Annotated in this window: 18 protein-coding genes and 3 pseudogenes; 7 read left to right on the top strand and 14 right to left on the bottom strand. The window is 68.7% G+C overall.

The window, feature by feature from the left end; all coding sequences use genetic code 11:
* Positions 1 to 84: 84 nt before the first annotated feature.
* Positions 85 to 1,809, top strand: coding sequence for an acyl-CoA dehydrogenase family protein (locus HTV45_RS04060; RefSeq protein ID WP_215204185.1), 1,725 nt, complete (start codon positions 85 to 87; stop codon positions 1,807 to 1,809).
* A gap of 644 nt (positions 1,810 to 2,453) precedes the next feature.
* On the opposite strand, the gene HTV45_RS04055 is transcribed toward HTV45_RS04060, so the two are convergent.
* The 7 genes from HTV45_RS04055 to HTV45_RS04025 all read right to left on the bottom strand — a co-directional run bounded on the left by HTV45_RS04055 (position 2,454) and on the right by HTV45_RS04025 (position 8,875).
* Positions 2,454 to 3,269, bottom strand: a complete 816-nt coding sequence (locus HTV45_RS04055; protein WP_215204184.1) for an enoyl-CoA hydratase/isomerase family protein — start codon at positions 3,267 to 3,269, stop codon at positions 2,454 to 2,456.
* Positions 3,266 to 4,513, bottom strand: coding sequence for a cytochrome P450 (locus tag HTV45_RS04050; RefSeq protein WP_215204183.1), 1,248 nt, complete (start codon positions 4,511 to 4,513; stop codon positions 3,266 to 3,268). The genes HTV45_RS04055 and HTV45_RS04050 overlap by 4 nt, the downstream gene beginning before the upstream one ends.
* An 89-nt stretch (positions 4,514 to 4,602) precedes the next feature.
* The gene (locus tag HTV45_RS04045; protein WP_215204182.1) at positions 4,603 to 5,976 is read right to left on the bottom strand and encodes a cytochrome P450; all 1,374 of its coding nucleotides are present in this window, start codon (positions 5,974 to 5,976) and stop codon (positions 4,603 to 4,605) included.
* 11 nt (positions 5,977 to 5,987) lie between these two features.
* Positions 5,988 to 6,548 carry an ATP/GTP-binding protein gene (locus HTV45_RS04040; RefSeq protein WP_215204181.1) on the bottom strand — a complete coding sequence of 187 codons (561 nt, stop codon included), beginning with the start codon at positions 6,546 to 6,548 and terminating at the stop codon, positions 5,988 to 5,990.
* Positions 6,549 to 6,553: 5 nt separating this feature from the next.
* Entirely contained in the window at positions 6,554 to 6,940 is a 387-nt protein-coding gene (locus tag HTV45_RS04035) for a DUF742 domain-containing protein (RefSeq protein WP_215204180.1), read from the bottom strand.
* Positions 6,933 to 7,754, bottom strand: a complete 822-nt coding sequence (locus HTV45_RS04030) for a roadblock/LC7 domain-containing protein (RefSeq protein ID WP_215204463.1) — start codon at positions 7,752 to 7,754, stop codon at positions 6,933 to 6,935. Before HTV45_RS04030 ends, HTV45_RS04035 begins: the two co-directional genes overlap by 8 nt.
* 20 nt (positions 7,755 to 7,774) lie before the next feature.
* Positions 7,775 to 8,875, bottom strand: a complete 1,101-nt coding sequence (locus tag HTV45_RS04025) for an ATP-binding protein (RefSeq protein ID WP_308309112.1) — start codon at positions 8,873 to 8,875, stop codon at positions 7,775 to 7,777.
* A gap of 1,738 nt (positions 8,876 to 10,613) precedes the next feature.
* On the opposite strand from HTV45_RS04025, the gene HTV45_RS34965 reads away from it, so the two are divergent.
* Entirely contained in the window at positions 10,614 to 10,754 is a 141-nt protein-coding gene (locus HTV45_RS34965; RefSeq protein ID WP_308309111.1) for a hypothetical protein, read from the top strand.
* A 633-nt stretch (positions 10,755 to 11,387) separates the two neighbouring features.
* Here the strand turns inward: HTV45_RS34965 and HTV45_RS04015 are convergent.
* The 3 genes from HTV45_RS04015 to HTV45_RS04005 all read right to left on the bottom strand — a co-directional run bounded on the left by HTV45_RS04015 (position 11,388) and on the right by HTV45_RS04005 (position 13,476).
* A complete protein-coding gene (locus HTV45_RS04015) occupies positions 11,388 to 12,107 on the bottom strand; it encodes a GDSL-type esterase/lipase family protein (protein ID WP_215204178.1) in 720 nt (239 codons plus the stop codon).
* Positions 12,104 to 12,556 (bottom strand): cupin domain-containing protein, encoded by a 453-nt coding sequence (locus HTV45_RS04010; RefSeq protein ID WP_215204177.1) that lies wholly within the window; start codon positions 12,554 to 12,556, stop codon positions 12,104 to 12,106. The genes HTV45_RS04015 and HTV45_RS04010 overlap by 4 nt, the downstream gene beginning before the upstream one ends.
* A gap of 83 nt (positions 12,557 to 12,639) precedes the next feature.
* Positions 12,640 to 13,476 carry an AraC family transcriptional regulator gene (locus HTV45_RS04005; RefSeq protein WP_215204176.1) on the bottom strand — a complete coding sequence of 279 codons (837 nt, stop codon included), beginning with the start codon at positions 13,474 to 13,476 and terminating at the stop codon, positions 12,640 to 12,642.
* Between the two features lie 357 nt (positions 13,477 to 13,833).
* Between HTV45_RS04005 and HTV45_RS33945 the strand changes: the two are divergent.
* A pseudogene (locus HTV45_RS33945) lies at positions 13,834 to 14,052 on the top strand (HAD family hydrolase); the annotation flags it as partial.
* On the opposite strand, the gene HTV45_RS04000 reads toward HTV45_RS33945, so the two are convergent.
* A complete protein-coding gene (locus tag HTV45_RS04000; protein WP_215204175.1) occupies positions 14,053 to 14,844 on the bottom strand; it encodes an MBL fold metallo-hydrolase in 792 nt (263 codons plus the stop codon).
* Positions 14,845 to 14,937: 93 nt separating this feature from the next.
* Between HTV45_RS04000 and HTV45_RS03995 the strand changes: the two genes are divergently transcribed.
* The 3 genes and pseudogenes from HTV45_RS03995 to HTV45_RS03985 all read left to right on the top strand — a co-directional run.
* Positions 14,938 to 15,540, top strand: coding sequence for an ABATE domain-containing protein (locus HTV45_RS03995; RefSeq protein WP_215204174.1), 603 nt, complete (start codon positions 14,938 to 14,940; stop codon positions 15,538 to 15,540).
* Positions 15,541 to 15,612: 72 nt separating this feature from the next.
* Positions 15,613 to 15,846 (top strand): hypothetical protein, encoded by a 234-nt coding sequence (locus HTV45_RS33940; protein ID WP_251691232.1) that lies wholly within the window; start codon positions 15,613 to 15,615, stop codon positions 15,844 to 15,846.
* 498 nt (positions 15,847 to 16,344) lie between these two features.
* Positions 16,345 to 17,699, top strand: a pseudogene (locus HTV45_RS03985) (NF041680 family putative transposase); the annotation flags it as partial.
* Positions 17,700 to 17,916: 217 nt separating this feature from the next.
* On the opposite strand, the gene HTV45_RS03980 reads toward HTV45_RS03985, so the two are convergent.
* Entirely contained in the window at positions 17,917 to 18,795 is an 879-nt protein-coding gene (locus tag HTV45_RS03980; protein WP_215204173.1) for a MerR family transcriptional regulator, read from the bottom strand.
* 96 nt (positions 18,796 to 18,891) lie between these two features.
* Positions 18,892 to 19,848, bottom strand: a complete 957-nt coding sequence (locus HTV45_RS03975; RefSeq protein WP_215204172.1) for an IS481 family transposase — start codon at positions 19,846 to 19,848, stop codon at positions 18,892 to 18,894.
* A gap of 187 nt (positions 19,849 to 20,035) precedes the next feature.
* Here HTV45_RS03975 and HTV45_RS33935 point away from each other — a divergent pair.
* A pseudogene (locus HTV45_RS33935) lies at positions 20,036 to 20,553 on the top strand (transposase); the annotation flags it as partial.
* 125 nt (positions 20,554 to 20,678) lie between these two features.
* Here HTV45_RS33935 and HTV45_RS03970 read toward each other — a convergent pair.
* On the bottom strand, positions 20,679 to 23,702 hold the full coding sequence (locus HTV45_RS03970; RefSeq protein WP_215204171.1) for an NACHT domain-containing NTPase: 3,024 nt from the start codon (positions 23,700 to 23,702) through the stop codon (positions 20,679 to 20,681).
* Positions 23,703 to 23,733 lie beyond the last annotated feature (31 nt).

Raw genomic sequence — 23,733 nt, 5'->3', positions numbered from 1 at the left:
CGGGCACACCCCAGCACCCGCACCCGCACCCGCATGCGAACACGGACACTCACCCGCACCCCTCCCAGCCGAAAGGCGGCACTCATGGCCGACGCGCTGCTCTTCAACCCGCGCACCTACGACCCCGCACACTTCGACCCGGAAACCCGCAGGCTGCTGCGCGCGACCGTCGACTGGTTCGAGGAGCGGGGCAAGCGCCGGCTGATCGAGGACTACCGAACGCGCGCCTGGCTCGGCGACTTCCTCGCCTTCGCCGCGAAGGAAGGGCTCTTCGCGACCTTCCTCACCCCCGCTTCCGCAGCCGCGGACGGCGAGAGCGGCAAACGCTGGGACACCGCCCGCATCGCCGCCCTCAACGAGATCCTCGGCTTCTACGGCCTCGACTACTGGTACGCCTGGCAGGTCACCATCCTCGGCCTCGGCCCCGTCTGGCAGAGCGACAACCCCGCCGCCCGCGCCCGTGCCACCGAACTCCTCACGCAGGGCGAGGTGTTCGCCTTCGGTCTCTCCGAAAAGGCCCACGGCGCCGACATCTACTCCACCGACATGCTCCTGGAGCCCGATGGCACGGGCGGCTTCCGCGCCACCGGCTCCAAGTACTACATCGGCAACGGCAACTCCGCGGGCCTCGTCTCCGTCTTCGGCCGCCGCACCGACGTCGAGGGACCCGACGGCTACGTCTTCTTCGCCGCCGACAGCCGCCACCCTGCGTACCACCTGGTCAAGAACGTCGTCGACTCCTCCAAGTACGTCAGCGAGTTCCGCCTCGAGGACTACCCCGTGACCCCGCAGGACGTCCTGCACACCGGCCGCGCCGCGTTCGACGCCGCCCTCAACACCGTCAACGTAGGCAAATTCAACCTGTGCACCGCCTCGATCGGCATCTGCGAGCACGCGATGTACGAGGCCGTCACCCACGCACAGAACCGCATCCTCTACGGCCGCCCCGTCACCGCCTTTCCGCACGTGCGACGCGAGTTGACCGACGCGTACGTCCGGCTCGTCGGCATGAAGCTGTTCAGCGACCGAGCCGTCGACTACTTCCGCACCGCCGGCCCCGACGACCGCCGTTACCTCCTCTTCAACCCGATGACGAAGATGAAGGTGACCACAGAGGGCGAGAAGGTCATCGACCTCATGTGGGACGTCATCGCCGCCAAGGGCTTCGAGAAGGACAAGTACTTCGCCCAGGCGGCCGTCGAGATTCGGGGCCTGCCGAAGCTGGAGGGCACTGTCCACGTCAACCTGGCGCTGATCCTCAAGTTCCTGCGCAACCACCTCCTCGACCCGGCCGCCTACGAGCCCGTCCCCACCCGCCTCGACGCGGCCGACGACGGCTTCCTCTTCCGCCAGGGTGCCGCCCGCGGGCTCGGCGCGGTCCGCTTCCACGACTGGCGACCGGCCTACGACGCGTACGCCCACCTGCCCAACGTCGCACGCTTCCGCGAACAGGCCGACGCACTGTGCGAGTTCGTGCGCACGGCCGCTCCCGACGAGGAGCAGAGCCGCGACCTCGACCTCCTCCTCGCCGTCGGCCTGCTCTTCGCGCTCGTAGTCCACGGCCAGCTGATCCTGGAGCAGGCGGCCCTCACGGGCCTTGCCGAGGACGTGCTCGACGAGTTGTTCGCCGTCCTCGTAAGGGACTTCTCCACCCACGCCATCGAACTGCACGGCAAGGACTCCGCCACCGAGGAGCAGCAGCGCTGGGCACTCGACGCGGTCCGCCGTCCGGCCGTCGACGCGGCACGTTCGGAGAGCGTCTGGCAGCGCGTCGAGGCGTTGTCGGGCGCGTACGAGATGAGGCCCTGAGGCCGTACGCGGCCTCGGGCGTCCGGACGGTCCGTCTGGCGGGCTGCCCCGCGGACCGCTACGGAGGTTTCGCCACCTGTGCCCGCCGGGCCACGGACGTCCCGGCGGGCGTTGCCCTCGACACCTCCGAAGCCGCCGGGTGACGGTGATCCCGCCGCCGGAACTCCGTTACGCGATCGCGTGGGCTGGCGCCTCGTCATCCTTGCCGCGGCCGCCCGCGCGGGGAAGGGGGTGCGGGGTGAGTTCGGCTCCGTGTCCGGAGGGGGCGTCAGACGGCTGAGCCCGCCTGCCACTGCTCCCCGCTCATGTTCCAGCTGTTGAGGCCGTTGTCCGGGGCGATGGTCTGGTGGGCGGCGGGAGTGAGGTCCGGCACCGGTACGGGGACGTGTCTCCATGCGGGGGACGGGCATGAGTGGCATGAGTGGGCTGGAGGACTCGGTGGGCAGGGGCACCCTCAGCCGCCGGGACCGCGTCGGCCTGCTCGACGGGCTTGCTCCATCCGGCCGCACGGCGTTCTCCGCAGCGGGTGGGTGAGGATCGCCCGGTCGACAGGGTTCGGGACGCGCCGGACACAGCGGCGGCCCCCCTCGTACGACGTGCTGGCGCCGGTGCGTACGAGAAGGGCCGGGTGCGCGGGGTGCGGGTCAGTGGGGCCGGGTCAGCTGGGCGGCCAGGAGGTGGGAGTCCAGCAGAGCGGGGTCGGCGACGCGGGCGGCCTTCGAGTAGCCGGTCAGCATGCGCTTGGTCAGGGCGAGGGCCTGGGGTGAGCGCCGGGCCAGCGGTCTGGTCCAGGAGGTGATCGTGTGGTCCAGGGCGTCCAGCGGGGCGACCTTGTGGAGGAGCCCCAGACGATGAGCGGTCCGGGCGTCGAAGTTTTCGCAAGTGAGCATGAGTTCGCGTATGCGGGCCGCACCTGCTTCCGTGATCAGGCGTCCCATGGCTCCGCCCCAGGCGGGTGCGAGCCCGAGGCCCAGCTCGGGCATCCGGAACCGACAGGTGTCGGCGCCCGCGCGCAGGTCGCAGTAGGCGGCGAGGGCGAGGCCGGCGCCGACCACCCTGCCGTGGAGCCGGGCGATGGTGACGACGTGGGTGTTCTCCAGGGCCTGGCACAGGCGCTGCGCCTTGTCCGCGATGCGCAGCAGCGCGTTCCCCGCGGGGTCCGCGGCCAGGCTCTCCTGGTACTCCTGCCGGTCGGCTCCCAGGCAGAAGTCGCTGCCCAGGGAGGAGAGCACCAGGATGCGGAGGTCCGGCTGGTCGTGCAGGCCGTCGAGGACGGCGATGAGGGCGTCCAGCACCGCCGTGCTCAGGACGTCGTCCTGTGCGTCGGGGTTGAGCTGGACGTGGAGGACGGCGCCGGTCCGGGTGAGGGACAAGGGGGCGGGTGCGGGGGAGGTGTCGACCGGAGGCGGGGACTCGGGGGCGGCGGTGGACACGGCGGTGGGGGTGCGAAGCGGGTTCATGCCAGTGCTACATCCAGATTCAGCAGGCGTCTGAACGCCACCCGGGGTGCCTGCGCGGGGCGGCGCACCAGGGTGAGTCTCGGCAGACGAGTGATCGTGTGGCGGAGCAGGGTCTGTGCTTCCAGGCGGGCCAGGGGCGCTCCGAGGCAGTAGTGGATGCCCCAGCTGAAAGCCAGGTGCGAGGGGTTGCGTTCCAGGTCGAACACGCCGGGGTGGGAGTACTGCTCGGGGTCGCGGTGGGCCGCGCCGACCATGAGGTGGACCATCTCTCCGGCCGCCACCTCGGTGCCTGCCAGGAAGGTGTCCTGGGCGGCGACGCGGCTGATGACATGGGTGGGAGGGTCGTGGCGCAGGGACTCCTCCACAAAGGAGGGCACGAGGTCCGGCCGCTGGACGAGGCTCGTCCAGCGGCCGGGATCCTCGACCAGACGGAGTGTCATCGTCGACAGCAGGGTCGACGTGGTCTCCAGGGCTGCCAGCAGGACGAACAAGGCGAGGAAGTAGACCGCTTCGTCGGCCTGGTCCTGGTCGGGTTCGATCTGGTCCCAGGTGTCGATCCAGCGGGAGACCGGGTCGTCGCCGGGATGTCTGCGCCGTTCCCGCACCAAGCCGAGAAAGTAGGTGCGCAGTTCGGCCATGGCGGCATCGGAGCACGCCAACTGGCTGGCATTGGGCAGCAGTTCCTGAGTGAAGACCTGGTCGTGGGTCAGTTCTCGCAGGCGGGGCCAGTCGGCGCTGGGCAGCCGGAGCCAGTCACCTATCGTGGCGACGGGGAGTTCCTCGCTCACCAGCGCCGCGAAGTCCGCCTCTCCCGCCTGTATGCGCTCGTACAGGCCGCCCAGCAGCCGGTCGACGATGCGTGCCACCCTGCTGCCGATGCGGTCGATGGTGCCGCGGTCGAAGGTGCCGGCCGACCGGCGCACGCGGGTGTGCTCCGGAGGGTTGAGCGCGGGCAGGGTTCGGCTGATCTCCCGGGAGGAGGGGGCGCTCCAGCGGGTGCGCGCATCCTGCTGTTCCCGCCACCGGGCGTCCGGTTCGAGCCAGGTGCCGCTGCGGAGTACCTGCTCACAGATGGGGTAACTCGTGACCAGTAACCCGCCCCAGGGCGCGGGGCTGACTGCACCGCGCGCCCTGAGTTCTTCGTAGAAGGGGAAGGGGTCGGCCTGTCCGTCGGCCGTCCGAAGACGGGAGAACAGAGAGACGGTGGCCCGACGGTCCGTGGACGGAGTCGTGGCACTTCCCACGATAGCGGCTCCTTTCTGCCAGCCGCTATCCGTACCCGACCGTCACATGAGCCATACAACAACACTGTGTTCTTGTATGGTTACTTGCGTCACTCCCCATTCATCCAGGCGCGGAAACGGCTGAACAACCCGCCCTTCGGGCGTGCGGCATGGGTCGGGCGATGTACCGCGTGTGCCTGGGGGACGCCGGCGGCCGAGGGTGCGGTTCGGGCCGTCGGGGCGGACGTGTGAGGAGAGTTGGCGGCCTGGGGCACGCTGCGGGGGCTGTATCGGATGGGCACGGTGACCAGTGAGCGGCTCCACGGGACCGGCACCCAGGCGAGTTCGTCGAACGGGACGCGCATCTCGACGTCGGGCAGCCGGTTGAGCAGGGACTCCACGGCCGTGGCAGTGATCATGAACGCTGGGTCCTTGGCCGGGCACGCGTGCGGGCCGGCACCGAAGGCGAGGTGGGCCTTGGGGCTGAGCTGCTCACGGTGCGAGGTCAGCTTGGGATCGTTGTTGGCCGCTGCGAAGGAGATCAGCACCGGGTCGCCCGCTCGCAGCGTCCGGTCACCCAACTCGATGTCCTGGGTGGGGTAGTGGCCGGCGTAGTTGGCGATCGGGGCGTAGTTCCACAGTGTCTTGACTACCGCGTCCTCCGCGGGGAGCCCGGTCGGCCAGTCGTCGCTGAGGTACAGCGCGACGCTTGTGCCGATGGCCGCCGCCAGGGGAGCGGTGCCACCGGACAGCAGCGTCACGAGCTGGTGCAGTACCTCCTCGTCGCTCAGCCGGGCGGAGTGCACCATCAGCTTGGTGGTGAGGTCCTCGCCGGGCTGGCGGCGCTTGAGGGCGATCAGCTCCGCGAGTGCTCCGGCCAGGATCTCGTCGGCGCCGGGAGTGCCCTGGAAGATGCCGGTGATCCCGGCGATGACCCGGTCGCCGAGTTCCGGCGGGCAGCCGAACAGGTCACCGAAGATCAGCAGCGGCAACGGCTGTGCGTACGCCGCCATCAACTCCGCCTGTCCGAGCGGCTCGGAGCTGAACCGGCTGATCAGGTAGTCGGCGGACTGCTGGGTCAGGCGGATGAGCCGCCCCTGGTCGACGGTGGCGAGACTGTCCGTGACCGCCTGACGCAGCCGGGCGTGGGCGGCACCGTCGCTGAACAGGGCGTTGGGGCGGTAGCCCATCATGGGCCTGGCCGGGCTGTCCTCCGGTATCCGCCCCTCGTTGAGGGCGTGCCAGCGTCGCGAGTCGCGGACGAACAGGTTCGGGTTCTGCAGGATGTACAGGCTCGCGTCGTAGCTCGTCACCAGTTCGACCTGGACGCCTGGGGCGATGTCGACAGGAGCGCTGTGCCCCGTCGAGCGCAACTGGTCGTAGGTGCGCTCGGGGTCGGAGCCGAATTCGGGGCCGTACAGCGGCACGTTGCCGGGTGCCGGGTGACCGGAGGGTGTCCCGGCCGTCTCGAGGGGCTGTTGCATGGCGGTGGCTCCTAGCCGAGTGAGGACAAGAGGTGCTTCACGAGGGTGATGAGGGCCTGCATCGAGGAGTCCTGGTCGCGGACGTCGCAGTCGATGACCGGTGTGTCCTCGGAGATGTCGAGTGCTTCGCACACCTCGGACAGCTGGAAGCGGGACCGGCCGTCGAAGGTGTTGACCCCCACGACGTAGGGCAGGCCGAAGTCCTCGACGAGGTCGAGAATGGGGAAGGTCTCTCCCAGCCGCTCCGGGTCGACCAGGACGAGCGCTCCCAGCGCTCCCCTCGACAGGCCTTCCCACATCTGCTTGAACCGTTCCTGCCCCGGCGTTCCGAAGATGTAGAGCACCAGATCGTCGCTCAGGGTCAGACGTCCGAAGTCCATCGCGACGGTCGTGGTCGTCTTGTCCGGCGTCTCGGAGAGGTCGTCGCAGCCCTCGCTGGCCTCGGTGATCTCCTCCTCGGTCTGCAGCGGCTCGATCTCGGAGACACTTCCGATGTAGGTGGTCTTCCCCACCGCGAAGTGGCCTACGACCAGGACCTTCACGGAGCGGGAGACCTTGGGATCCAGATACACGGTACTTACGCTCCGGTTCGTATGCGCTCCAGGCCATGGAGCACGGCGGTGAGCAGGGCGGGGTCATGGCGCTCGGCATGGGGCACCGGGCCGCGCACGTGGATCAGCCCGTCCTCGGCCATCTGGGCCAGCAGGATGCGCACGATGCCCAGGGGCAGCTGCGTATGGGCGGCGACCTCGGCCACCGACAGGTATCCGTCGGCGAGCAGGTTCATCACCACATGTGCCTCCGGATCCAGGGTGCGCACCGCGGCGGCCGCCGCGGCCTGGGCCGAGATCATGGTGGTGTGCTCGTACTCGCTCTCCCGGGGCAGCACGCGCCCTTTCGCCATGACGAAGAAGGGGACTAACGGGGCCGTCAGCTCCAGTTCTTCGGACGGGTCCTCATGCATCGCCGACCCCTTCTCTCCACCTGGCGCGAGACGAGGCCTGGGCGGGCATCGCATCGCTCAGTCGGGCGGTGAACTCCTCGATGTCACAGTCGTGTTCGGCGGCGGCTGCCAGGAAGGCACCCTCGCCCGCCGCGATCAGGAAGACCCAGCCGTGCTGGAACTCGATGACCGTCTGGCTCCACTCGTCGTCCCGCGCCCCGCCCGCGAAGGGCGCGGTCGCCCGGCTGTAGGCGTGAATCCCCGTCATGGCGGCCGAGATCGTGTCCGCGAGGTCCCTGTCGATCCCCGCGCTCGCGCCCCGGGGCAGACCGTCCGCGCCGAGCAACAGCGCGTGCAGGGCGTTCGGCACCGAGGCCACCACCCTGTCCAGCTGGTCGAGTACCGCGATGGCCCTGTCCGCCTGCCCGTGCGAAGCCTGTGGGCCTGCCGCAGCCGCGTCGGAGGCGGTCACCCGCGGTGGGGCCGTGAGGTTGTTGCCCAGCCGGGCCACCAGCCGGTTCATCCGGAACGACAGCTGCTCCATGTCGACATCGGGTTCGGCGGCGGCAGCCAGGTAGGCCCCCTGGCCGGCTCCGATCAGGAACACCCAGCCGTGCTGGAACTCGATGACGGTCTGGATCCACTCCCGGGTCTGCGAGGAGCCGGCGAAGTGGGCGGTGGCCCGGCTGAGGGACTGCATCCCGGCCATGGCCGCGGAGACCGTGCCCACGTCCTTGGCGGTCAGACCGTCCGTGGAGCCGCGCGGGATGCCGTCCGCGGACAGCACCACGGCGTGCCGTGCCTTGGGCACGTTGCTCACGATGTCCTGGACCATCCACGACAGGTCGGTTGTACTCATGCGTTGTCGGACCCTTCAGACATGGGGGCGTCGAGGGAGGCCGCATCACGTCCGGTCTGGGCACCGCGCTGCAGTGCGCCCAGGCTCCCGGTGCCGCGGCGCCGGACGGTACGCCTCGGCGGCTGGTCCGTCGACGGCGAGTCACCGATGGACGCCACTCGGGGCCCGCGCTTGGGCAGGCCGTTGGCCGTGCGCGCCGGACTGCGGGTCTCCATCGGCCGGATGCTGCTGACGGGCGCCGTGTCGGGGGCCGACGGGGCTTCCTCCATGGTCCACAGCTCCTCGGGCAGCAGGACGACGGCGCGGACGCCGCCATATCGGGACACGCCGGTGACGTCGACCTTGAAGCCGTACTGACGGGCGATCAGCCCGATCACCGGGAAACCGAACTTCGGTTGCGTGCCCAGTTGCGAGAGCCGGGGCACGTCGTCGCCGGCGAGCAGCGCGGTCGCCCGCTGCCGCTCCTCGTCACCCATGCCGACGCCGGCGTCGTCGATGACGATGCACAGGTTCTGCTGCACCTGGCGGAACGTGACCTCGATCGGAGCGTCCGCCTGCGAGAAGCTGGCAGCGTTGTCAAGCAGTTCGGCGACAGCGAGGGCGACCGGCGCGACAGCGGAGGCCTTCAGCGCGATGCCGCTCGGCTGCATGATCTCCACCCGCTGGAAGTTGCGGATCTGGCCCTGGGCGCTGCGGACGACGTCGTAGACACTGGCCGGCTGGTTGCGCCGGCCCAGAGGCGCACCGCACATGACCGCGATGCCCTGGGCCTTGCGGGCCATCTGGGCGTTGGCGTGAGTGATGTCCATCAGGTCGGTGAGGACCGGGTGGCCGCCGTACTCGCGCTGGACGCTGTCCAGCAGCGTCGTCTGCTCGGCCGCGAGGCTCTGCAGGAAGCGAGCGGCACCCTTGAGGACCGCCTTGGTGTTCTCCTCGGCGGTCGTCTCCGCCTCGCGGATGACACCGTCCTGCTCGTTCTTGAGCTGCAACAACTCGGCCCGGACCCGGGCCAGTTCTATCTGGCTGTACTGCAGCTGCGTCTGCAGCTCGTCCTCGGACTCCTTCTTCCTCCTCAGTACGCCTCTGCTGCGGAGCACGAGCGCTACGACCGCGGCTATGGATATCACCGCTATCGCAACCAGGCACCAAAGAAGCACGTCTTGAGTCATGGAAACCTTTCACGGCGCGTGGTGCAGGCGTCGACAGGTACGCCTCGCAAGGATCCGCAACCCGTCCGGAGCACTGCAGCAGGGTTGATGCTCAGCGCGCTGGTGGAACTGGGTGCTGAACATAAGTGGATCAAGGTCGCAGACGCCGGAATGCTATCACCGCATACCGTGGCGCCTGGAAGCCGCTCCTCCGAACTTCACACGATCAACGCCATTGGTTGATAAGGGGCGTTGGGGGCACGTCCGGCGCCGCAGGGCAGGGCGGGCTGTGGCCATGGGAGCCTGCCGTAGAAGCGGTCAGCCGGTGCCCAGTAACGGCGGAGGGACCATCCTCGGGATCGGGGGAGTGGAGAAACGACACGGGCAGGGTGCCGGTGGCCTCTGTGGGTGGACGCCAGGCCGATGGTGACCGGGACCGGTGCGGGCCGGGGCAGGCTGATGCTGGTGGCAGTCATGCTCCGTAACCTCCGTGTGGGCAGTAGAGCGATCGGTTGCCCCCCGCCTTCCGGTGGAGCTTGGCCGGCGGTCGGCATGTCCTGCAGCCGACCTTTGAACTGCGCGACGTCGCTCAGAAGCTCCGCTCCGGCACGACCGCACCGGCCACCGTCGGCGCTGGCCGGGTGCGGTCGTGCCGCGTGCCCTGTGGGTCTGTCCGCGGTGCGGGCGAAGCCGCGGTCGCCGGGCTTCTATCCCAGGGTGCCGTCGGGCGCTCCGTCGAAGTAGTACTGGCCGGGACTGTCGGGAGAACGCGCCTGTTGGAGGGGTACGCAGGCGGTGATCTGTTTGCCTGCGCCGGTGTGATGAGCGCGGCGACCATGCGCAGGATCACTGCGGGCCGGTACACGGCGGCGAGGGAGCGGGCTTTGCCGGGGCTGAAGCGTTGCTCGGCGAGGTGGAGGCTGAGGGAGCCCGGGGAGAGGCGATCGTCCTAGAGAGAACCCGTCGACACCGACCAGACCACCGACCATGAGACCCCGACCACGGTCACGAACGGGACACCGACCCCGTGTTGGTCTCGTGGTCGGCCCGACCATGAGTCCAACCACAGCCCCAGGCAGGCTGGGTGCGGCTGAGTTCGCCGGGTGGGGGAGTCGGCCGCAGAGGACCGCACGGTTGCGCACAGAGGAGCGCCGGCGGATCGAACGGTCTCTCAAGAGCCCGCTCAAGCGGGCCGATCCGATTGCGCAGGCGTCCCGGCTGCGCACGTCGATTGCGCAGGCCTTCAGGCTCATTGCGCAGCAGTCCAAGGCACCGGGGCCGACACGGTCGGGAGCATGGTCGGGTGGTGAGGATGGTGGTGCGCCTGGCCAGGTGACCGAGTACGGCGTCCGAGTGCGAATGTTGTCCGGTCGTGACTGTTGGTCGGGGTTGGTGGTCGGCCATCCGGTCGAGGGTGCCGGGTGGGCCGACGGCATGAAGGCCGTTCACCGTTCCATCCGGCGGTCCCGGTCGTACTCCGGCGCCACGCCGGCCGCAGAATCTCAACGGCGGTGCGTTCCCGGTGCATAGGGGAGCGCGGTGAGCCGTTTCGGGGCGGGGGTGCGGCATGGGGTGATGGCAGCGGATCAGTTCACCCAGATCGCCAACGGCCTGTTCCGTGATCACCGGTTGTCGTTCAAGGCGGAGGGGCTATTCGGGCTCGTCAGCACATCGCGACGGCTGGCGCATGACCGTCGCCGACCTGGCGTGCCGCGGCCGCGACGGCGAGGCAGCCGTCAAGAGCGGACCGAAGGAGCTGAAGAGGCACGGCTTCCTGCTGCGGAAACGCCGGCGTCGTCCCGACGGCACCCTGGGCGCGGCCGCGTAGGGCATCACCGACCTGCCCGCCGTGCACAACCCCAGCGCACAACCAGAGTCCGGTCAACCACCGGTGGAAAAACCTACGTTGGCTGATCACCCCACCAAAAACACCATGGGCAAGAAGACCAACCAGCAGAACACCAGGCCCCTGCGTCCGTGCCGACACGCTGCTGCCACGCGCACTCCCGGACGGACGGACCTGCCGAACCCGTCTCCCACGCAGCCGACCGATCACATGCATCCGGGGATTCTCTGCTGCTGGAGATCGGAGCGAGCCGTCCCTGACTGCTGCTGACGGGCAAGGCACTGACCGATCAGGGCGGCGTGGCCACCGTCATGCTGGACGCCGGCTGGAGCACCGAACAGCTGCGGCAGATCATCACCGGCCGGCCCCTGTCCCACCCGGTGCGCACTTCGGTCGGCGCGGTCATCGCTGCCCGGCTGTGCGCCGCCCAGGCCTACCCGTCCCCCCACCGCGGCCGGCCTCTCAGGTGCGTCCCGGCGACCGGAGCCGCTCGCCGCACAGGGGGTGATGGGTCTGTCGTCATAGCCGAGAGCGTTCGAGATGGTCCGGTCGTTGTTGCCTGCCCCGTAGGGGTGGGAACCAAATACCCAAGAAGGGGGCCGCCGCCGGAACCGGCTACGCGCTCCGGCTCGGGAGCCAGGTGTCGATGACCTCGGCGACAAGGGCGGCGCCGCGGCTGTTCTGATGGATGTGGTCGGTCGTGAGCACGAGACCCCGGCGCTGCGAGATCGTGTCGAGGCTGCGGCGCAGCAAGGCGCGCCGGACGAGGACGCTGACGCTCGCTGCGGGCGTCGGGTCCCGGTAGGGGATCGGCGACGGGTGCGCCTGGCGTAGTTCCTCCCTCTGGCGTTCGTGGAGCGGGAGGTAGGTCGCCTTGTTGGTGGTGGCGGCCTCGGCGATCATGCGGCTGTACGCCTGTGATGCCCGCGCCGCGGCTCCGTCGAGTTGTTGGCCGAGGACCGGGAGGGACAGCAGAGCGATCATCGCGTCGGTCTGCGTTCGCAGCCGTTCGACGACGGCTCCCAGGCATTGCTGGAACCAGCCGGCCGACGGGCGCTCGGGGAGTTGTTTGCGCTTCATGGCCCGCTCGACGGGGTAGCCGGCGAGGCTCGCTCGGGCGTCGTTGGTACCGATCAGCACGGTGATGACGTCGGGCGGGTCCGCGACGACGGCATCGAGGCGCCGCGAGAGGTTGTGGGCGAAGTCGCCGTTGACGCCGAAGCGGGCGAGCCGTACGTCACCGGGAGGCCGGCGTCGTTCGAGAAGGTCCAGGTAGTCGACGCTGAGCTGCGCGCGCGTGAGGCTGTCGCCGAGGCACGCGACACGGATCGTCACGGTGTTCGCGGGCCGGACGTGCCGGCGCGCTCGGTCCGGGGACGGTGGTCGGTGCCGAGGCCGGCGGTGATGGTCAGGATGGACGCCGGTCCCGCCATGTCGACCGCGTGCCACGTCCCGGCCGGGTTAACGGTGGCCTCGCCTGGCCCGAGCACAACCCGGTCGGGCCCCCCGTCCACATCGCGGATGACCGTCACCGACCCGCTGAGGCAGACGACCAGTTCGTCCCCGGCGGGGTGGCGCTCCCAATGGTCGCCGAGGCCGTCGCCGTCGAAGATCGTCACCATTCGGCCCTCGGCGCCGTCCGCCGCAACCGCCGCGCTGTAGGCATGGAGTACCTCCGGGTCCCAGGCGAAGCCCTCGATGGGTTTCGCTCTCGACCCCAGCCCGAGGTGCACGGGGGTGGTCCGCAGGTTGATGGCGTTGGGTTCATGATCGACGAGTCTCATGCCGACAATGGTCACAGGACAGCGATAGGGCGGTCTTGAAGGAAAGGGAACGGAAGCCGACGTGCTGAGCCACGTGCCGGCGACTACCCCATCCCGAGCAGGACTTCGCCGCGACGCCATGCTGTCGGCGATCGGCCCGTGAACTCAGTCCAGTCGCGGACGAGATGAGCCTGGTCGGCGTAGCCGGAGACGGCCGCCACATCGGCCCACGGAAGCGGGTCGTGCATGGTGGCCAGTTCGTGCGCGTGCTCGAAGCGCAAAACCCGGGCGAAGGTCTTCGGCGACAGGCCCACCTCACCGCGAAACCGCTCGGTGAGGTACCGACGGCTCCAGCCCAGTTCTGCGGCGACCCCCCCGACCTGGACGCGGCCCCGCGCAGCCAAGAGGCGGCGCCAGGCCTCGGCCACCTCGGGGCGCACCCGGGACGCGGGGTCGCCGTCGGCGCCGCGGCCGGCGGCTCGTAAGAGCAACTCGTCCAGCGCAGCGAACCGCGCGGCCCATGTCGTGGCCGCGCGGAGCCGGTCGACCAGCTCGACACCGAGCGCTCCGAGAAGCTCGTCGAGTGGGACCAGTTGGTGGGCGAGATCAGCGGCAGGCATGCCGTAGACAGCCCGGGCCCCGAGCGGTGTCAGCGACACCTGCACGCCTTCCTGGCGTCCGTCGTGGTGGATCGCAACGGACCGGCGCATCAGGCCGCCGGCCACGCTGCCGAACCGGGTGACCGGTGACCCGTCGTCGACGCCCGCCGCCACCTCCAAAGGGTCGGACAGACTGATCACCGCAGTCAGCACGCGGCCCGGCGGACCGCAGTGCACCCCCGCGGGGAACCCACGAAGATCGAAACCGACATACGAGCCGACGTACCGCCGTAAGGCGGGCGCCGGACGTGCGTAGATCCTGGTGGCCGTATGGTCTTCCACCCTCGTAGTGTACGAACCGGGGGTCTGCTGGTGAGCTCGCGTTTCAACCGTCGCGAGTTGACCTACCGGACTCCGGCGCTGCTACTCAGAGATTTTGGGTGCCAGAGATATCCGGTTGAACGAGCACGTAACTGTCTATCACGTAGCTCGCCAGCTCCCTTCCATCGCCGACCTGCGGAACCTGTGCCGCTCACTGGCGATGCTCGGGCGATCTTGAGCTCGGACTGGGAAGGCCGGTACTACTCCTTCAATGCCAGGGGCTGCTGGACGGTCATCGCCTGCGGGTCGCTGATCCTGCCTTCCAGTCGGGTGCGGGAGACGCCGGTGAGGAACGGTCAGCGGTGACTGTCGCGTCCGAGGCCGGGAATCGATGTCGCTGCCGAGTACCAGGCCCGTGAAGCCGCCGGCCGCGGGGAAGACCTGGATGAGGGCGACCTGTACGACGACGTCCGCCCGGCATTGTCCGCACTGCGGCAGCTGGGCGTTCGCGTGGTTATCGCCGGGAGCCAGACCGTACGCGCGGGGGATCTGCTGCGGGGCCTGGACATCCCGGCGGACCTGATTGGCGGTTCGGGCTCAGGCGCGCTGCGCCCAGTCCTGATCCAGGCGGTCGGTCAGGCCCGCGGCGGCGAAGGCTGCCTCCAGCTCGTCCCGACCCTCGGTGAAGTGGACCCAGCTGTCGTGGTGGGCGGGGACGACACGGCGGGCGTCAAGAATCCGAGTGGCCTCGGCGGCCTGGGCGCTGTCCAGGACGACCGGTCGGCCGTCGAAGAGCATGGGGAAGCGGGGTGCTCCGGCGAACAGGAGGGCGGTGTCGATCGGGGCGAAGCGGTCGGCGATCTCCCTGACCGCGTCGAGCGAGGCGTTGTCGCCGCTGACGTAGACCGTCGGCAGGCCCTCGCCGGTCAGGACGAAGCCGACGACCTGGCCGGTGAAGGGCTCGATCTCCTCACGCGCGCCGGGGCCGTGGATGGCAGGGACTCCGGTCACAGTGGTGGTGCCGCCGCCCGGGCGCTCCAGCTCGACCGTCTCCCAGTCGGCCAGGCCCTTGGCCTTGTGCCCGAGGCGCTTGCCGCCGCCGGGGGTGGTGAGGGTGAGGGGGACGTCGGCGAGCAGGGCCCGGCCGGAGGTATCGAGGTTGTCGGCGTGCTCGTCGTGGGAGAGCAGGACCACGTCGATGGGGCCGAGATCGGCGGGTGTGGTGGTGGAGGGGGCGGTCTTGGTCAGGGTCGGGCCACCGGGCGAGGCGTAGTCGCCGGGGCCGTCGAAGGTCGGGTCGGTCAGGAAGCGCAGGCCGCCGTACTCGAACAGGGCGGTCGGACCGCCGAACGTGCGGATCGGGAACTGATTGGCGTTGAGTTGGGACATCACGTCTCCGTTTCTCACGAAAAAAACCTGCGGTTGACGTGATGCCAGGCTAGGCAGGCATCACGGAAAAACGCAAGCGCTACCATGAGAGGCATGGACGACACCCTGGCCCCCGAGGTGGCACCGACCGCTCTTCCCCCGGCACCGGGTGCCGACCGGTACTGCTCCCTGGACTTCGCCGACACCGCCGCCACCCTGCCCGTCGGCCAGAGCTACGACCTGCTCGCCGCCCCGGAATCCGCCATGCGCTGGCTCGCCGCCCACGACCTGACCACCCCGGACGTGCAGCTGTACGAGGTGTGCGCGCAGCGGATGCGCACGCTGCGCGCCCACATTCGCGCCCTGATCGCCGCCCGCGTCGACACCACCACGCCGCCCGAGGAGTCCTTGCGCGCGGTGAACGAGGCCCTCACGGCCGTGCCCACCGTCCCCCTCCTCGCCTGGGACGGAGCCCGGGGGCTGCGCCGCGTTCAGGCGCACCCCACCGACCAGGCCGTCAACCACGCACTGGCGACCCTCGCCGCCGACGCCGCCGACCTGCTCACCGGCCCCGACATCCTCGCCGCCTGCGGATCAGCCCCCTGTGACCGGTTCCTCCTGCGCACCCACGGCCGACGCCACTGGTGCTCCACACGCTGCGGCGACCGTGCCCGTGCCGCTCGCGCCTACGCCCGGCGCAGCGGCGCCTCAGGCTGACGCACCACCCCCAGGGCCCTCCTGCGGACCGCCCGGTGGCCACGCGAAACACCTTCAGCAGGCTGCTTCAGATTGCCAACCGACAGCCGGGCACTTGAGATTCAGCCCGACCTGATCATCCCCACCGGCAAGCGCAAGGGCCACAACCCCTCCGTCGCCAGCATCTACCGGGCGCTCGCCGACCACGCCAAGCGCGAGGCGTATCCCGAAGCCGTCGAACAGGCCCACGCCGACTTCAGCTTGTTCTTTATCTACCGTCCGCGTCATAGGGCGGGCATGGGATGGACGGTCCCGGACGGCGTCTGACCGGCTGACAGTCTTTCGCAGTTCGCGGGCACTTCGGGGTGATATGGCCTGCATCACGGTGGCGAGGAGGGCTCGGGCTTCGAGGGGGTTGCCGCAGCAGTACCAGTGCACGTTGCCCCACTCGTAGTCGTGCCACAGATCGCGCTCGGGCTGGTGGACGTAGTTCTTCCACAGGCCCACAGCTGTACTGACATCGCCTGACTGCAGATAGTTGCGGGTGTGCTCGAGACGGGCGATTTCGGACAGTGCACGCGAAGACAGGCCGTCGATAACTGGCCTTGCACCGGTTGTCAGGTGGCTGGCGGGGGCGCCAGCACGGATCTGTCCTGGCCGTCTACGCGGCATGGACCTTTCGGTTCGTCGTCATGCGGTACATGGTGCCACGGGCTCGAATGGCGTCTCGAACGGATTCGCTCGCATGGGGATTCGCCGGACGTGGGGGCGGCCCTCGTCTGATCATGTGCTCCGACCAAGGTGCACGTGACCACGACGAAGGCCGTGAGGGTGAGTCCGCTGCCTGATGCTGTCCGAAGGGAAGCGTCACGCTTCCGGGGTGACTACGAGTGTCTGACGGCCCGGCGCGACGAGTTGTTCGAGCTGGCGGACGCGGTGCTGTGTGCGGACGGGGCGGTGAAGTCCCCGGTGGACCTGACGCTGCTGCCCGAGCTTCGTCGCGGGCACGGAGCGATGTATGGCGGCCTGAGCCACGGCCGGATCGACGCCGACCGGCCTTAGACGGTGCTGGCCGGGCTGTCGCTGCCGCGTTTCGAGGGCGGGCGCCTGGTCCTGGCGGTCGACGTGTCGCCATGGCTCCGTTCGGATGCACCATGTTCAGCAGAGCGGCTGTTTTGCCACGTCTACGGTCGCGCGAGGACAGCGTCGCAGTTCATTCCGGGCTGGCCCTACTCCTTCGTGGCCGTGCTGGAGCCGGGTGCCACCTCTTGGACTGCGATCCTGGACGCGGTTCGGCTCGGCCCCGCGGACGATGCGACCGCGGTCACCGCCGCCCAGCTCCGAGGAGTCGTTGAACGGCTCATTGCCGCAGGCCAGTGGCAGGCCGGGGACCCGGCCATCGTGATCGTCTTCGACGCCGGCTACGACGTCACCCGCCTGGCCTGGGTCCTGCGCGACCTGCCGGTCGAGATGGTCGGCCGGGTCCGCTCCGACCGCGTCACGCGCCTGCCGAAGCCGCTGAGGATGCACGGTGTCAACGGCCGGCCGCCCAAGCACGGTCCGGAGTTCCGCTTCACCAAGCCGGACACCTGGCCCGAGCCCGCGTTCACAACGGTCACCGATACCATCAACTACGGCAAGGCTGGAACCCAGGCATGGGACCGGGTCCACCCGCAGCTCACCCACTGCTCCTCATGGCTCGACCACGAACGCGAACTGCCCTTGGTCGAGGGTACGTTGATGCGGTTGAAGGTCGAGCATCTGTCGAAGGACCGGGATGCCCCGCCGGTGTGGTTATGGTCCTCCAAGACCGGTGCCACCCCGGACGACGTGGACCGCCTCTGGCAGGCGTTTCTCCGCCGCTCCGACCTGGAGCACACCTTCCGCTTCGCGAAGCAGACCCTCGGATGGACCACCCCGAAACTTCGCACTCCCGAAGCCGCGGACCGCTGGACCTGGATCCTGATCGTCGCCCACACTCAGCTCCGGCTCACCCGGCCCCTCGCCGCCGATCTCCGCTGGCCCGGGGAGACTCTCACCACCTCCGACCGGCTCACCCCGGCCCGGGTCCGCCGAGGGTTTCGGGACATCCGCGTTCACCTCGCCTGCCGACCCGTGTTCCCAAACCCCGAGAAATCGGCCCCGGCCGGCCACCCGGCGCCAAGAACAAGCACCCCGCCGGGCAGAGGCGAGCCACGTCCGTCGCCAGGGTGCTGATCCGCGGGTCAGCGCTCATGGCCTCAGCATGCCCCGGGGGCAGCGGCCAGGTCGGAATCCCCACGTACGGCCAGTTGTGATGTCACTCTTGGTTACGGCCCGGGCTCGACGTCTGACCCGATCGGTCACATGTGGATGAACGCGACCGGTTGTCGGGCCACGTCAGTGCCACACAGGCGATCAGCTGTCCGCGGGGTGGGCGTCGGCAAGTGCCTCGCCGAAGAGTCGTCCGGCGAGTTCCATGCAGCGCATCCGGGCAGGAGAGAAGTCGTAAGGCATCTTGGTGATCGCTGCGGCGGCACTCATCTCTGTGCCCTCCTCCCCTTTCAGGTCGGCGTCGTAGATCTCGAAGATCTTCTCCTCGGCCGCGTCAAGACCAGCTGCCTCGATGGCGTGGTTCAGGGCCATTTGGTGAGCGCATCGCTGTACGGCGAGCTCGTCGACGCGCGGGTCGTCGGGTTCGACGCCGTCGTCGAGGGCGGTCTCGGCCGCCTCAAGGCGGTCCTCCTCGGCCCGCAGGTCGGGGTGGGTGGCCAGCACGATGAACGTGCTGGCCTGGATGGCGGCGCCCAGCGGCCCGAAGATCCGTTCCGTGACCAGCAGGGCGTCCAGATCGGAGGGGCGCAACGCGCCCGGGGGCAGGTGACTGAGCCGGTCCGTGACCAGTTCCGAGAGCAGCCCCAGAGGGCTGCCCACCGCCTGCAGGCGCTGGACAGCCGCGCGCCGACGTTTGATGGCGGTCTCCTGCGCCGCCAAGGTTTCCTCCAGCCTGCTCAGGACCGACTCGATATCTGAGGCTTGGTCCAGGGCTTCGTCCCGGGCTTCACCGAAGGCGGCCCGCATGTCGTCCAGGCTGATACCAGCATCAGCCATCTTGCGGATCCACAGCAGGCGGGTCATGTCGTCATAGCCGTAGCGGCGGCGGCCGTCCCCGCCGCGCTCGGGCTCCGGCAGCAGACCGATCTCGTGGTAATGGCGGATGGCGCGTGGGGTGATCCCGGCGAACGCGGCTGCATCACCGATCTTGACCTGCCGGGGAGGCGTGAGGGAGGGATACATCGCAGACAGAGCCTTTCGTGCTGTGGTGCCCCGACCCCACCACATGCCGCTACGGCATGTGCAACAACCCCATCCAGGTGCCACCTGGGCCAGGCCCTAGCTGTATTGACCCGGAGCGTTGTTTACGCGGTTGATCGGTGGGTGGTCGCTGAGTGCGGTGTGGCATCGGTGGTGGTTGTAGGTGTGCAGGAAGTCTGCCAGGGCTGCTGTTCGTTCGGTGTTGCTGGTGTAGGGCCGTAGGTAGGCCCATTCGTCGAGCAGGGTGCGGTTGAAGCGTTCGACCTTGCCGTTGGTCTGCGGACGGTAGGCGCGGGTGAGTTTGCCGGTCGCGCCGAGGTCGGCCAGGGCGTCGCGCCAGGCGAAGTTCTTGCGGTAGGGCCAGGCGTTGTCGGTCAGGACCCGCTCGATGTGGTCGATGCCGTGTGCGGTGAAGAAGGCGGCGGCCCGGCGGAGGAAGGCCGCGCAGGTGGCGGCCTTCTCATCGCCGTGGATCTCGCTGTAGGCGAGGCGGGTGTGGTCGTCGACGGCGGAGTGGATGTAGTCGAAGCCCATGCCACTGCGGGTGGCACGGCCGGCCTGGCGGCCCAGGACCTTGTGGCCGCCGCCGTCGGGGATCCGGCCGAGCTTCTTGACGTCGACGTGGACGAGTTCGCCGGGCCGGTCGCGCTCGTAGCGGCGGATGATCTCTCCGGTGGGCCGGTCCAGGAAGGCCAGGCGGTTCAGACCGTGGCGGACCAGGATCCGGTGAGTCGTTGAGGCGGGCAGCCCCAGGATCGGGCCGATGCGGGCGGGGCCGAGCTTTCGGTCCTGGCGCAGACGGCACACCTGGGTCTCGGTGGTTGCCGGGGTGCGGTGCGGCGTGGTGCGGGGACGGCTGGAGCGGTCGTGCAGCCCTTGCTCGCCTTCGGACCTCCAGCGGCGGACCCACTTGTGGGCCGTGACGCGCGAGATGCCCATCTCCGCTGCGATGTGCGCGACAGGGCGGCCGGTGCGGACACGCTCGATGAGCAGCCGCCTGCCGTGAACGGTCAGCCGGGCATTACGGTGGGACACGAAGACCTCCGTGCGGTGCAGTCCTAGACAGCTCCACCACACCGGAGGTCTTCGCCATGTTCAAGCCCCGCCAGCGTTAACAACGCTCGTGATCAATACACCTAGCTGCCGTCGGGACCGGTCAAGAACGACGAAACTGGCGACGCTCGACGCCCGGCTCGTCTTCGAAGACGAGGCCGGCTTCTCGATGACGCCGCCGACCACCCGCACCTGGTCCCGCCGCGGCCCCCACCCCGGTGATCCGCGTGCGGGCTGCTCCTGCTGCCGCTTATCGGTTGCCGCCCTGGCCTGCTACAAGGCTGGCGAACCCTCCCGGCTGATCTATTGGCCCTGCCCGGAGGCTTGCCCCGACGGGCGTAAAAGCCTCTCCTTGAAGGACTACCGCGACCTCGTCCAGAGTGCCCATCAGCAGCTCGGCGGCCCGATCGTGCTGGTCTGGGACAATCTCAACACCCACCTCACCTCACCGCCGGAATGCGTCGCTACATTGCCGACCGTGACTGGCTCACCGTCTTCCAGCTGCGGCCCTACGCACCCGACCTCGATCCGGTCGAGGGCATCTGGTCCGTGCCGCGGCGCACCACCACAGCCAACCGGTCGTCCGCCGACCTGAACGACCTGATCACCGCAGTCCGGCGCGGCCTACGCCAGCTCCAGTACCGACACGACGTCCTCGACAGCTGCCTCACCGGAACCGGCCTGCGCAACCATCATGACGACATCACGCGGTCAGGGTCACTGGATGTCATCAGTTATGGCTGGTCAGGTAGTAATTTGTTGGTATCAAGCGAGAAGATTCAGTGTCATGACATGAGAATTCCCGCATCGATCTATGTGCGGAACCGCCGTAGCCGACCGGTCCAGCTTCGGCCTTCCTGCCTGCCCCGTCCCTCGTGCCGCACGACGACGCGCTCGGCGGGTAGCAACTCAAGACCATGCACCTTTCCGCCGTCCACGAGGGTGACGTTGATCTGCGCGCGCGGCACCTTCTGCAGCGGCGCCAGGTCGACAGCCGACTGATAGCTCTGGCACGTCAGGTGCAGGGTGAGTGAGGTCAGCGAGGGAAAGGCCTCCGCGAAGTCCGGTATCTGCGTTTCGGTCAGGACACCTTCTAGCGTGAGCGAGGTGACCTGATACAACGGCTCGGTGGGGAGAGGGATGCTGTGCAAAGAAGACAGTGTCAGGGATCTCAGATTTGCGGCCGACGCAAGGAACGAGAGATTCACACCGTCCGGCAGCCGGTACAGGGACAGCTCCACGGCTGAATTCTCACCGAGCATGGTCAGGTCCGTGATGACGTCGCATGACTCGATCGTGAGTCGGCTCAGGCCACTCAGCGGGGCAAGCGAGGGCAGCGTGATGGAGACGGCGCTCGACGGCGCGACCGACAGCGAATGGGCCCTCTCCGGAGCCAGGACATCCACGAGTTCGGTCGTCAGCATCTGTCCTCTGAGGAAGAGATGCGGAATACGGTCCAGCAATCGCAGGCAGGTGATCTGTTCGGGATCGGTCAGGTGCAATGTGAGGTCGTCCAGCGGCAGCCCATCGAGGATTTCCTGGGCGAAGGCGCGGGCATCGAAGTACGGCCACGACAGGGCAACCTCCTGACGTACGTCGCGGTCGGCTACCCGCTTGAAGTGGGCGAGTTGGTCCAGCGCGGCCTCGCCGCCGATCCGTGCGATGGTCATCACCGTCGCCCGGGCTTGTTCCGGAGCCAACCGGTCAGGGCCGGGCAGGAAGTCCAGGACGATGTCGCCGGCGGTGGCGAGTTCCTCTGCGTCCACCGCGGTGGCCGGGGGGATGAGGGCGGACGCCCGCAGGTTCACCGCAGCGCGGACGGCCGGGTCTAGGGTGGTGGCGTGTTCCAGTGCGGCCGCGGCCAGCAGGTGGTAACGTCGGCGCAGCCGCGAGTCGGCGGTCAGGTCTCCTAGCTCGATCAGCTTCCGCAGCAGATAGGCGCGTTCGCTGTCTCGGGCATGGCCGATGGCAAGGCGGATTACGTCGTCCCACTGGTCGTCACGGCCGGACTCGGCCAGCAGGTCGAGGTCCTCGGTCTCGACAGCTGCCTTGGCTCCGAGATAGTCCTGGAATGTGCGGTGGATGAAGTCCACCATGCCGGCTGACGGCTCGCGCAGGAGCCCACTGCGCAGCAGCAGGAAGCTGAAGACGTCCTCGGCGCGGTCGGGTGGTGCCAGGTGCGGCATGGCCGGCAGCTTCTCGCGGATGATGCGGACCGCGGTGGTCTGGGCTGCTTCCGAGCGTCCGTTGCGGATCAACCAGTATGCGATCCGCTGGAGCAGCTGGACCTGGGCCTCCTCCGTTGGTGCCAGCCCCTGCGGCGCAGCGATCTCGCGTTCCTTGTCGCGGCGCACAAGCAGCATGGTCAGTGCGGCTGCGTAAAGCTCCATGCGGCGCTCGGGCAGATGGGTGAGCCGGTCGCGGTGCAGGGCACAGACGAGCGCACACATCAAGGGGTTGGTGGCCAGCCGGTACAGGTCGTACTTCTGCCGAAGTGTGGTGCTCAATGCGTCACGACAGCGTTCCACTGCCTGTCGTTCATCGGGTTCATCGAGCGTGGTCAGGACAGCCTCGTGCCACCGTTCGACGAAGCGGTCGACGTCGTGGCGGGTCATCGGGAGAAGGTTGAACTCGGCGAAGTCGAGCTCCGCGAGCCAGTGCGTGTCCACGGCGGATGGGCGGGAGGTGACGAGGAAGAACGTCCTAGGATAGTGGTCGACGAGCTCGTGCAACCAGCGTCGTACGCTGGGGCGTTCGCTCTCTGAAACCTCGTCCACGCCGTCGATGAGAACCATGCCCCGGCCGCTCGCCAGCACTCGGTCGGCCCAGTGTTCGGGTTGCAATCCGTGCAGGATGCTGCCAGCCGCGCCGAGGAACTGCTCGGGGCGTGGCAAGCCCGGCTGCTGGACCAGTGCGCGCAGGGGAAGCATGAATGGCACTCGGCCCCGCAGTCCTGCCAACCCGTCGGGGAAGGTCCCCTGTGCGGCGGATACGGTCATCCACTGCAGCAGGGTGGTCTTGCCTGACCCCGCCGTCCCACGCAGCATCGCCCGGGTACAACCGGAGAGGGCTTCCTCCACGCGCTGGCGGTTCGCTGACGGTGAGCTTCCGGCATGCTGCGAGGCCAGTTCCAGGTTCAGGTATGCGGTGTCCAGTGGCCAGCGGGCCCGACTGGGGTCGCTGAGGTCAAGGCCGAAAATATTGAGCTTGCCGTATTTGCGTTCGATGTGGGCGAGATAGCGGATCTCGAATTCTTGATCAGCGCTGCCGGGACGAGGTATCCGGTCCACCAGTGCGTCCAGCGCGCGCAGGGTCTCATCGAGCAGGCGGGCCTGCGCGACTAGCGCACTGGCGACGAAGGTCGAGCGCTGGGTGAAGAAATGCAGGATGTGCAGACAGCTCAGATCGACGAGGCTGTCGTACAGGACGGTGGCGTCAGCAGACAGGTCGCTGGTGGCGTCCGGACGTTCTCTTTTCAAGCGACGCGCCAGTGCCTCCTGACCGAGCCGGACTGCCTGGACGTCGTCCATTTCCAGGTCTCCCAGAGCGCTGAGCGTCGCCGCGAGGGCGTCCGCCAGGGCTTCGCGTTCATCGGACGCAATAGGCGGCTCATGGGGGTTCGCCTCGATGGCCACCTTGACTAACTCGCGGGCGATCTTCCACATGTCGAGCTGGTTCAACTTGCGCTTCTCGCCCCAACACACCAACTGCGACACACGTACCGGCTTGTCGACGAGCCCGGCGCCCAGCCCTTCCTTGACGAAGAGTCTGGCGATGATCGGTCGCGCGACCGACGAGGCGATACGAGCGGCTGTACCGATGCTGGCCGGATCCATCGAACCTCCGCGTCGACACCATGGGGACTCG

This window comes from Streptomyces sp. CHD11 (genome assembly GCF_018638295.1).
Taxonomy (GTDB): Bacteria; Actinomycetota; Actinomycetes; order Streptomycetales; family Streptomycetaceae; genus Streptomyces.
The sequence above is the reverse complement of the archived record's forward strand: the minus strand, read 5'-3'. Positions and strand labels throughout refer to the sequence as shown.

Bases quoted from the DNA above. Each gene is read 5' to 3' on its own strand.
- HTV45_RS04060 (WP_215204185.1), top strand. From the start codon at position 85: ATGGCCGACGCGCTGCTCTTCAACCCGCGCACCTACGACCCCGCACAC.
- HTV45_RS04055 (WP_215204184.1), bottom strand. From the start codon at position 3,269: ATGAACCCGCTTCGCACCCCCACCGCCGTGTCCACCGCCGCCCCCGAG.
- HTV45_RS04045 (WP_215204182.1), bottom strand. From the start codon at position 5,976: ATGCAACAGCCCCTCGAGACGGCCGGGACACCCTCCGGTCACCCGGCA.
- HTV45_RS04035 (WP_215204180.1), bottom strand. From the start codon at position 6,940: ATGCATGAGGACCCGTCCGAAGAACTGGAGCTGACGGCCCCGTTAGTC.
- HTV45_RS04030 (WP_215204463.1), bottom strand. From the start codon at position 7,754: ATGGTCCAGGACATCGTGAGCAACGTGCCCAAGGCACGGCACGCCGTG.
- HTV45_RS34965 (WP_308309111.1), top strand. From the start codon at position 10,614: ATGACCGTCGCCGACCTGGCGTGCCGCGGCCGCGACGGCGAGGCAGCC.
- HTV45_RS04010 (WP_215204177.1), bottom strand. From the start codon at position 12,556: ATGAGACTCGTCGATCATGAACCCAACGCCATCAACCTGCGGACCACC.
- HTV45_RS04000 (WP_215204175.1), bottom strand. From the start codon at position 14,844: ATGTCCCAACTCAACGCCAATCAGTTCCCGATCCGCACGTTCGGCGGT.
- HTV45_RS03995 (WP_215204174.1), top strand. From the start codon at position 14,938: ATGGACGACACCCTGGCCCCCGAGGTGGCACCGACCGCTCTTCCCCCG.
- HTV45_RS03980 (WP_215204173.1), bottom strand. From the start codon at position 18,795: ATGTATCCCTCCCTCACGCCTCCCCGGCAGGTCAAGATCGGTGATGCA.
- HTV45_RS03970 (WP_215204171.1), bottom strand. From the start codon at position 23,702: ATGGATCCGGCCAGCATCGGTACAGCCGCTCGTATCGCCTCGTCGGTC.